This window comes from Candidatus Binatia bacterium (assembly GCA_036504975.1).
Lineage (GTDB): Bacteria > Desulfobacterota > Binatia > UBA9968 > UBA9968 > JAJPJQ01.
Genome location: DASXUF010000195.1, coordinates 1 through 8,299 on the forward strand (window position 1 = coordinate 1; position 8,299 = coordinate 8,299).

The following is an 8,299-nucleotide window of genomic DNA, read 5'->3' on the forward strand; positions in this document are numbered from 1 at the left end:
CCGCAATCCGATTTACGCTGCCAAGCAATACGCGACGCTGGACTGGCTTTGTAAAGGCCGGCTGATCGTAGGCGTTGGGCTCGGCTCCAAGGCGACGCGCGAGTCGGACGAGTTCGGCGTTTTTGGAGTGCCGTACGACAAGCGCGGCGACCGGACTGACGAATACATCGAAGCGATGAAAGCGATCTGGACCGAGCCCGCCGCGTCTTACCGGGGAAATTTTATACAATTCAAGAACGCGGAGATTTTTCCCAAGCCGTTGCAAAAACCGCATCCGCCGGTTTGGGTCGGCGGCTGGATGAAACTGGCGGCCAAGCGCGCCGGAAAATACGGCGAAGGCTGGATTCCCGGCTGGCTGTCTCCGGCGGAGATGAAAGTCGGCTGCGATATCCTTTCGCAAACCGCCAGAGAGAACGGCCGCGATTCGTCGAAGATCACGATCGCGGTCGAGAAGCTGGCGACGATCGCGAAGACGCGAGACGAAGGACTCAACCTCGCGATGCCGACGCTCAAGACCAGCAGTGAAAGCTACGAACGCGACATCAATAGCATGCAATTCGCGCTCGATCGTCACATCTTCGGGTCGGTCAGCGACGTGCGCCGCCGCATCGACGAGTTCGTCGAGGCCGGCGTGCAACACTTCGAGCTTAAAATTATCTATCCGACCATCGATAGTCTGACTAAGCAGATGACTTTTTGGTCCGAGGAGATTTTGCCGCACTACGATTGAGGGAATTGGAGTCATGGAGTACTGGAGTCTTGGAGTATTGTTTTTCGGATTTTCCATTACTCCAACACTCCATCACTCCAGATGGTGATGTCATATGAAACTATCTTTTTCATTGAATGGCCGGCAGATTGAGACGGACTACGAGCATTGCGAAACCCTGGCCGAGGTCCTGCGCGACCGGCTGAACCTCACCGGAACGAAGCTCTCTTGCGAGGTCCAGGTCTGCGGCGCTTGCACGGTGCTGGTCGACGGCCTTCCGGTGAGCGCCTGCACGTTGCTCGCTTACGAAGCGCGCGGACGGAACGTCGTCACGATCGAAGGCCTTGCCAAGCCCGACGGCACCTTGCATCCGATCCAGCAGGCGTTCATCGACGAGTTCGCTTTTCAGTGCGGCTTTTGCACGCCGGGCATGATTCTCGCCGTCAAAGCCTTGCTGGATGAAAATCCCAAGCCGACGCGCGAGGAGATCATCCATTATATGGACGGCAATATCTGCCGCTGCACCGGTTATGTGCCGATCGTTCGCGCGATTCAGAAAGTCGCGGGAACGCTGGAGGAAAATAAAAAGTAAATGAGCGCTGAGAAGAAGACGGAGTTCCACGTCGTCAACCATTCCGTCCCACGCCGCGACGGGCGGGTGAAGGTCACCGGCAAAGCGATGTACGTGAGCGACGTGAAGCTCACCGGCATGGCGTACGCGAAGGTTTTGCGCAGCCCTTACGCTCACGCGAAAATTATTTCCATCGACGCTTCGCGCGCCGCTGCCCAGCCCGGCGTCTATTGCGTCATCACCGGCAACGATCTGGAAGGGCTGAATCCCTATTACGGACACGCCGTCAAAGACCACCCGCTGCTCGCGATCGATAAAGCACGCTACGTCGGCGAGCCGGTGGCCGCGGTGGTCGCGGAAAACGAGCGCGCCGCCTTCTGCGCTCTCGAACACATCGACGTCAAGTACGAAGAGTTGAAGGCGGTCCTGACTCCCGAAGAAGCGATGGCCAAGGACGCGCCGCTCTTGCACGAAAGAAAGTTCGAGGCCGGCGCGCTGCGCGGCTTCGAAGGCGAAGTCACCGCCGGCCGCGGCACCAACATCTGCCAGGAGCACCACCTCAAGTGGGGCAACGTCGAAGAGGCCTTTAAAAAAGCGGCAGCCTTCGTTGAAGCCGAATATTATTTCCCCATGACCTATGCCTACGCGATGGAGGCCTACGTCGCCATCGCCGATGTCCAGGAGAACGGCGTCACGGTTTACTCATCGGCGCAGCATCCCTTCATGGTGCGCCACGATCTGAAATCCGTTTTTAACCTGCCGGTGAGCCAGGTGCGCCTGATCGTGCCGTTCGTCGGCGGCGGCTACGGCAGCAAGTCGTACACGAAGATCGAGCCGCTCACCGCCGCCTGCTCCTGGAAGGCCAAGCTGCCGGTGAAGCTTCAATTGACCATCGAAGAGGCGATGCTCACGACGCGGAGCGACGACGCATATACATGGATGCGCACGGCGGTCGACGCCAGCGGCAAGATCATCGCGCGCCAGGCGAGGATTTACATGAACACGGGTGCCTACGCCGAGAACAGCCCGCTCGTCGTAGAAAAATCCACGAACCGCTGCGTCGGGCCTTACGCGATACCCAACGTGCAGATCGACAATTATTCTTTTTACACCAACACCGTGCCGGCCAGCTCTTATCGCGGCTTCGGCTGCGCGCAGGTGACCTTGCCGGGCGAATCGCAGATCGACGAGCTGGCGAAAAAGATCGGCAAGGACGCCTATGAATTTCGCCTGGCGAACGCGGCCAAGCCCGGCGAAGAGTTCATGCCCAAGATGCGCCCGTTCGACGGCACGCTCAAGGAAGATCTCGACATCGCCGCCAAGGCGATCGGCTGGAAAGAACCGATTGCCAAGAGCCACGGCCGGAGCCTCGCCTGCTCGACCAGCGACGCCGGCGCCTATCCGCTGACTTCGACGGCCGTGCGCGTCCACGCCGACGGCTCCATCACGATCATGACCGGCAGCACCGAGCTAGGCCAGGGAAGCCACACGGTGATTCCGCAGATCGCGGCGGAAGAGCTGGGAGTGCCGTTCGAAAAAGTTCACGTGGTCTCGTCGGACACCGCGATCACACCTTACGACCGCTCGACCGGCGCGAGCCGGACGACGACGCTCATGGGCAGCGCGGTTTTGGAAGCGAGCCGCGAAGCGATCCAGCAGATGGTGGTCATGGCCGCGGACGTGCTGAAAGTGAAAGTCGAACAGATTCAAGCCGTTCGCGGCGGCGTCCGCTGCGGCGAGGCCCAGCTCAACTGGTCGGAGGTCATCAGCAAGTTCTACGCGCTGCCCGACGGGGAAGTCATCGGCCGCGCTTACATCCGAAAAGCCGGCAAGTTTTCACAGATTCCGGTCTTTTGGGAGACCGTCAGCACGGCCGTCGAGGTCGCCGTCGACGAAGAGACCGGAAAAATCAACGTCGAGAAGCTTGTCACCGTCGGCGACGTCGGCCTCGCGATCAATCCCGCGCTGGCCGAAGGACAGGACATCGGCGCCGCGACGATGGGAATGGGCACCGGTCTTTTCGAGGAGCTGGTTTACCAGGGACCGCAGTTGATGAACGGCTCGATCCTGGATTATCGCCTGCCGCGTTTTGCCGATCTTCCCAAGAAAGTCGATCTGTATTTGGTGCAAAACCAGGACGGCGTCGGACCCTACGGCGCGAAAGGCGGCGGCGAAGGATCGCTCAATTCCATAGCGGCGAACATCGCCAACGCCGTCGATCGCGCCATGGGCGTGCGCATCCGCAGCGCTCCGCTGACGCCGGAGAAAGTCTGGCGGGCGATCAAAAGAAAGGATGAAGGATGAGGGATGAAGGATGACGAACAAGGAATAAGCAAAAACTCTTTTACTTTCAGCCCTCATCCTTCCGCCTTCATCCCTGTATTTTTATGATGCCATTAAGACGTTTCACGATCGATCAACCCAAAACCGTGAAAGAAGCGGCGGAGATGCTGTCTCACTACGGCGAGACCGGCCGTCTTTACGCCGGCGGCACCGAGCTGCTGCTGGCGATGAAGCACGATCTGCTGCGTTACGAGCATCTCGTCGACGTGAAGCCGCTTCCAGGATTGAACACAATAGAAACCAGGAACAATTCGCTCCGCATCGGCGCGACGGTCACGCACCGGGCGATCGAAAAATCCGACGCCATTCGCGAAATTGTTCCCGTTCTCGCCGACATGGCCCATCACGTCGCCAACGTGCGCGTGCGCGCGACCGGTACGCTTGGCGGCAATCTCTGCTTCGCCGAGCCTCACTCCGATCCGGCGACCTTGCTGCTTGCGCTGGAAGCCCACGTGCATGTTCAAGGAAAGGGAGAGCAGCGGATGCTCAAAATGGACGATCTGATTACCGGCGCTTACGAAACCGCGCTGGCGCCGGACGAGTTGTTGCTCGCCATCGATGTTCCGCTGAGCTCTAAGACCAAGCGCGGCGCTTACCTCAAGTTTCAAATCAAAGAGCGGCCGACGCTCGGCCTCGCGCTGGTTCTCGAGGTCGACGACAGCGGACGGAACGTGAGCAAAGCCAGAGTCGTGGTCGGCAGCGTGAGCGCCAAGCCGGCGCGCTCCGATCAAGCCGACGCGTTGCTCGTCGGGCCGAGGGAAAAAGTCGAGAAGCAGTTGGCCGACGCCGCTCAGATTCTCGCCGACGCCGCCGACCCCGTCGACGACCTCGAAGGCAGCGCCGAGTACAAGCGCCACCTGATCGGCGTTTATCTAAGGCGGGCGTTCGTGAAGGCTTTGGCCAGCTAGTCTTGAGTTGCTCCATTCAAAGAGTAGAGGACGTGTCCGGTTTGTGGTAGTTTAAACCAACAGTATCTGCGGAGAGCGAAGATGGATGCAAGAGTGGAAAAATTGGCAGCCGAGATCGCATCTCTCGAAGAAGCGGAGCAGAAAACGCTTTTGGAGAGAGCGGCTGAGCTGAGCTTCCGTCGGGGTCTTCTGCAGTTATCGGAAAAATACCGTAAACGTCTCCAACAGGAGGGAGAACGCGACCAGACGGCAACGCAAATCATGGCTAAGCTGAAGCAGCTCCGTGAGGAGATTGCCGCCCGTGAGTATTCTGGATGAACGGATTGTTTTGGATACCAATATCTGGATCTTCGGCCTCAGGCGCGTGCCTGATTTTCCCGCTTGTGCCCAGTTGTTAGAGCGTTTACATCGACTCTCGGTTGTCCTTCCTCGCCAGATACTACAAGAACTCCAAGCGAATCTTTCTGAAGATGAGGTAAGAACACTTTTTCGTCTGCTAAGCCGTCTGCCCCAAAAAATAATAATCAACTGGGAAAAGGCCCAGCAAGAAACCATCGCTAAATATCAACGTTTGGGCTGCAAGCTTGGGGATGCCGCCGTAGCAGCCCACCTGGAAGAACTGAATATCAAACTGCTCGTTTCGGAAAATCGAGACTTCCTGGAAGAGATTCAAGAGCTGCCGTTCCGTAGGCTCAGCGCAACTCAGGCACTTGCCGAAATTGAACAGCACGCATCGTAAGAAAAATTCCGAACTATGACCTCGACACCTGAAAAACCGGAGGCCTCGTTGGAAACTGAAGATCCAATGGCATTCGCTCACGCTATTGCTAAACTGTCGGAGGCTTCATTCCGCCGCATCTGGGACAACGACGAAGATGCCGCCTACGATAAGTTGTAGGCGACGCCCTTTAGCTATCACGTTTTCGAGACAAACTCATTCCCGCGTATCAGAAATCTCCACGGTTTGTCTTTCCATTTCCCGGCGTAGTCGACGCCGATCCGCGGCGTAGCTAAAATCTTCGGCGCCGGCTCGCCGCGATCTTCGACGTAAAGAACACTGCCGCATACATCTGCGCCGTTCAGGAACTTATCGATCGCGAGAGCCTGGCAGAGTTTGCCCGGCCCGCTGGCGAGATTGCGCAACTGTTCCGACCGTCTCCTTGCTTTCATCAAGTCGATCCCCTCCACCGGCTCGAGAGCGCGGATCAACACCGCCGACGGATGATCCACGGCCTCAGTGACTAGATTCAGGCAGTAGTACATCCCATAGATGAAGTAGACGTACGCGTGGCCCGCTGGACCGAACATGATTTCCGTCCGCGCCGTGCGCCCGCGCGACGCGTGGCAGGCAAGGTCCTTGCCGCCGACGTAGGCTTCGGTCTCCACGATGCGCCCGATGGTTTTTCCGTCGGAATGTTTTCGGACCAGATACTTACCTAGCAACTGCCGAGCGACTGTGACCGTGGGCTGCTGGTAAAACGGGCGTGAGACTTTCAAGGCTGCGGCCAGGTTTCACATTAAAGTAGATCTTCAAGGACTTCGCGCGCTCGAACGAGGTGCTCCCTGGGCACAAGAAACCGGACCGGAATGGGCGCTCTCATGGTGAAATTTTCGCCTTGCGCAACGTAGGGAATGTTTTCGGCTTCGAGAAGCGATTTTACCAGCGCGATCTCACCGTGATTGTTGGTGCTCAAGACCTCCTCGAGATCAACGAACGCAGGCTCATCGATCGCGAGGCCCGCCAACTCATGAACCAACGGTACCTGGCAATCGGCACACTTTGTAAAACCGTCGCGATACTCGGTCCGACATTTTGGACAGTACATCACGGGTAAGTCGCCAAAGTCATCTAGGTTTTGTTTCCTTGATTTCCTTCAGCAGGCTCCAGTCCACGACCTGGCTCAGCGGAATCTCTTTGCTGAGCTTGAGCCGCTCCCTCGTAAGGTTCACATCGAGCAGAAGCCCCTTTTCTGAGACAAAGCCGTCCTCGGCGAATGAGTTGATCGAAGCGTCGTAGGCCTGCGCCGCCTGCGCGGGAGTGATGCGGAGATAATCGGTCATCATCGCGAGCGTCTCCGCCCGGTTCTGCTTCATGAAGCGCGTTCCTCTGAGCGTGGCACGAATCACTTTCTTGACTTGCTCGCGCGCGCTCTCGAGCTTCTTGTCGGTGACGCCGATGCCCGAGAGCGGAAGGTCGATCACATCGGCCATGTTGAGCAGCCGCTTCATCCCCTCCTCTTCCGCCTTGACGGCGAAGGCGACGTCGATGGGCGTCGCGTGGATCGAACCGGCTCGGATCGCCGCCAGGCGCAGCGGGCTCTCGCCGCTGACGATGATCGTGACGTCCTTGTCCGGATCGAGCCCGAAATGCCGCACGGCGACGCGCGAGAGATAATCCACGGTGCCGGCGAAGGAATCGACGCCGATCGTCTTGCCTTTGAGATCCTTTCCCGTCTTGATCTCCGGCCGGACCATGAAGACGTGGAGCGGCCGCGCCGACATGCCGGCGACGACCTTGACCGGCACGCCCGTAACGGCCGCGCGGAGGGTCGAGCCCCAGGCGAGCAGATAATCGATGTCGCCGGAGACCAACGCCTTGACCCCGATCGCCGGCTGCATCTGAACCTTGTCGGCGTTCAACCCTTCGTCTTTAAAAAAGCCCTTGCGCAGCGCCACGACGACCGGGAACTCGAAGAGCCCGCGGCTCGGCGTGCCGATCATCACGCGCTCGGGAGCGGCGCCGGCCGAAAGAAGCTGCGGGACGAAGCAAAATGTCAAGAACGCGACCAGAGCCGTGAGAGTTTTTTTACGCTTCATAGACACTCCCTCAGAAGTCTCCCATAACCGGGTCTCGCCTCTTTGATCTCGATCGCCTTGAGCGCCCACCAGGCGGAAGCTTGCGTCGTCGTCACGACGGGAATCCTTAACTCTTTTTCCAGCGACTCGATCGCATCCAAGGTCTGCCACTTCGGATTCGGAATGTAAATACCTTCTGCGTGCGGCGCTTCGCGAAACGCCTCCTGAGCAAGCCGAAGCGGAAGGTCGGGCGAAAGACGCGACATCTCCGCCGGTCCGGGACAGAGCGCGGTTTTGAGACAGAGCACCTCGAAGCCGCGCTCCGCGAGTCGCCGCTTCATGCCGTCGTTCAGGCTCTCTTTGTATGGCGTAACCAACAAGAGCTTTCTGATTCCAAGCGTCTTAAGCGCCAGCTCGGCGGCATCCTGGCCGGTTGCGATTGGCACGCCGCTCTCCTTTTGCAACGAGGAGGCCAGCTCTCCGGTTCCTTCACTCTTCTCGGACATAACGAGCGGCGAGCCGCCGAGCACCACCGCGCCGACGCCGAGCTTGATCAGCCCGCGCGCGGCGCGCTCCACCGCCGCGCGCGCTTTGTGAAATTCTTCCGGCGTGTGCTCCTCGACGCCGAGCGTGGCGAAGACGACGTTGACGCCTTCCGGAACTACTTTGAACCAATCCTGGGCTTCGTCGAGATAGGTAGGCGTGATCGCGCCGATCTGGCCTCTTGGCCCGCGCATCGGATTAGTCTCCGAGAGTGTAGGGCGCAAAGCGTTCCGGATCGCTTTGCGCAGATAGAAAAATAAAAGTCACTCCCGCGGAAGCGGGAGTCCAGGTTTGGAAGAACTGGATTCCCGTTTTCACGGGAATGACAAAAGAGTAAGAGCTTCCAGTCATCGTTCTGATGATGAGCTTATTCCAGCCGGACGTTTTTCTTGAAATCGTAAGCCGGGGAAAAATCGCTCTCGAACGTCC

General features: G+C 58.6%; 11 protein-coding genes. 6 read left to right on the forward strand and 5 right to left on the reverse strand.

Going from position 1 to position 8,299, the window contains the following annotated elements; all coding sequences use genetic code 11:
• The 6 genes from VGL70_24010 to VGL70_24035 all read left to right on the forward strand — a co-directional run.
• Positions 1 to 730: LLM class flavin-dependent oxidoreductase (locus VGL70_24010; protein HEY3306598.1), on the forward strand; the 730-nt coding region annotated here is incomplete at its 5' end.
• Positions 731 to 824: 94 nt separating this feature from the next.
• Positions 825 to 1,301 (forward strand): (2Fe-2S)-binding protein, encoded by a 477-nt coding sequence (locus tag VGL70_24015; GenBank protein ID HEY3306599.1) that lies wholly within the window; start codon positions 825 to 827, stop codon positions 1,299 to 1,301.
• On the forward strand, positions 1,302 to 3,584 hold the full coding sequence (locus VGL70_24020) for a xanthine dehydrogenase family protein molybdopterin-binding subunit (protein ID HEY3306600.1): 2,283 nt from the start codon (positions 1,302 to 1,304) through the stop codon (positions 3,582 to 3,584).
• Positions 3,585 to 3,667: 83 nt separating this feature from the next.
• Positions 3,668 to 4,531 carry a xanthine dehydrogenase family protein subunit M gene (locus VGL70_24025; GenBank protein ID HEY3306601.1) on the forward strand — a complete coding sequence of 288 codons (864 nt, stop codon included), beginning with the start codon at positions 3,668 to 3,670 and terminating at the stop codon, positions 4,529 to 4,531.
• Positions 4,532 to 4,612: 81 nt separating this feature from the next.
• Positions 4,613 to 4,849 carry a hypothetical protein gene (locus VGL70_24030; GenBank protein ID HEY3306602.1) on the forward strand — a complete coding sequence of 79 codons (237 nt, stop codon included), beginning with the start codon at positions 4,613 to 4,615 and terminating at the stop codon, positions 4,847 to 4,849.
• On the forward strand, positions 4,833 to 5,270 hold the full coding sequence (locus tag VGL70_24035; GenBank protein HEY3306603.1) for a PIN domain-containing protein: 438 nt from the start codon (positions 4,833 to 4,835) through the stop codon (positions 5,268 to 5,270). Before VGL70_24030 ends, VGL70_24035 begins: the two co-directional genes overlap by 17 nt.
• 176 nt (positions 5,271 to 5,446) lie before the next feature.
• On the opposite strand, the gene VGL70_24040 is transcribed toward VGL70_24035, so the two are convergent.
• From VGL70_24040 to VGL70_24060, 5 genes are all read right to left on the reverse strand, one after another.
• Positions 5,447 to 6,028, reverse strand: a complete 582-nt coding sequence (locus VGL70_24040; GenBank protein HEY3306604.1) for a DNA-3-methyladenine glycosylase — start codon at positions 6,026 to 6,028, stop codon at positions 5,447 to 5,449.
• 20 nt (positions 6,029 to 6,048) lie between these two features.
• A complete protein-coding gene (locus VGL70_24045; protein HEY3306605.1) occupies positions 6,049 to 6,288 on the reverse strand; it encodes a DUF2007 domain-containing protein in 240 nt (79 codons plus the stop codon).
• Positions 6,289 to 6,376: 88 nt separating this feature from the next.
• Complete coding sequence (locus tag VGL70_24050) at positions 6,377 to 7,348, reverse strand: ABC transporter substrate-binding protein (protein HEY3306606.1); 972 nt, start codon at positions 7,346 to 7,348, stop codon at positions 6,377 to 6,379.
• Positions 7,345 to 8,064 (reverse strand): hypothetical protein, encoded by a 720-nt coding sequence (locus VGL70_24055; GenBank protein HEY3306607.1) that lies wholly within the window; start codon positions 8,062 to 8,064, stop codon positions 7,345 to 7,347. Before VGL70_24055 ends, VGL70_24050 begins: the two co-directional genes overlap by 4 nt.
• Positions 8,065 to 8,068: 4 nt before the next feature.
• The coding region (locus VGL70_24060) for a hypothetical protein (protein HEY3306608.1) at positions 8,069 to 8,299 on the reverse strand (231 nt) is incomplete at its 5' end.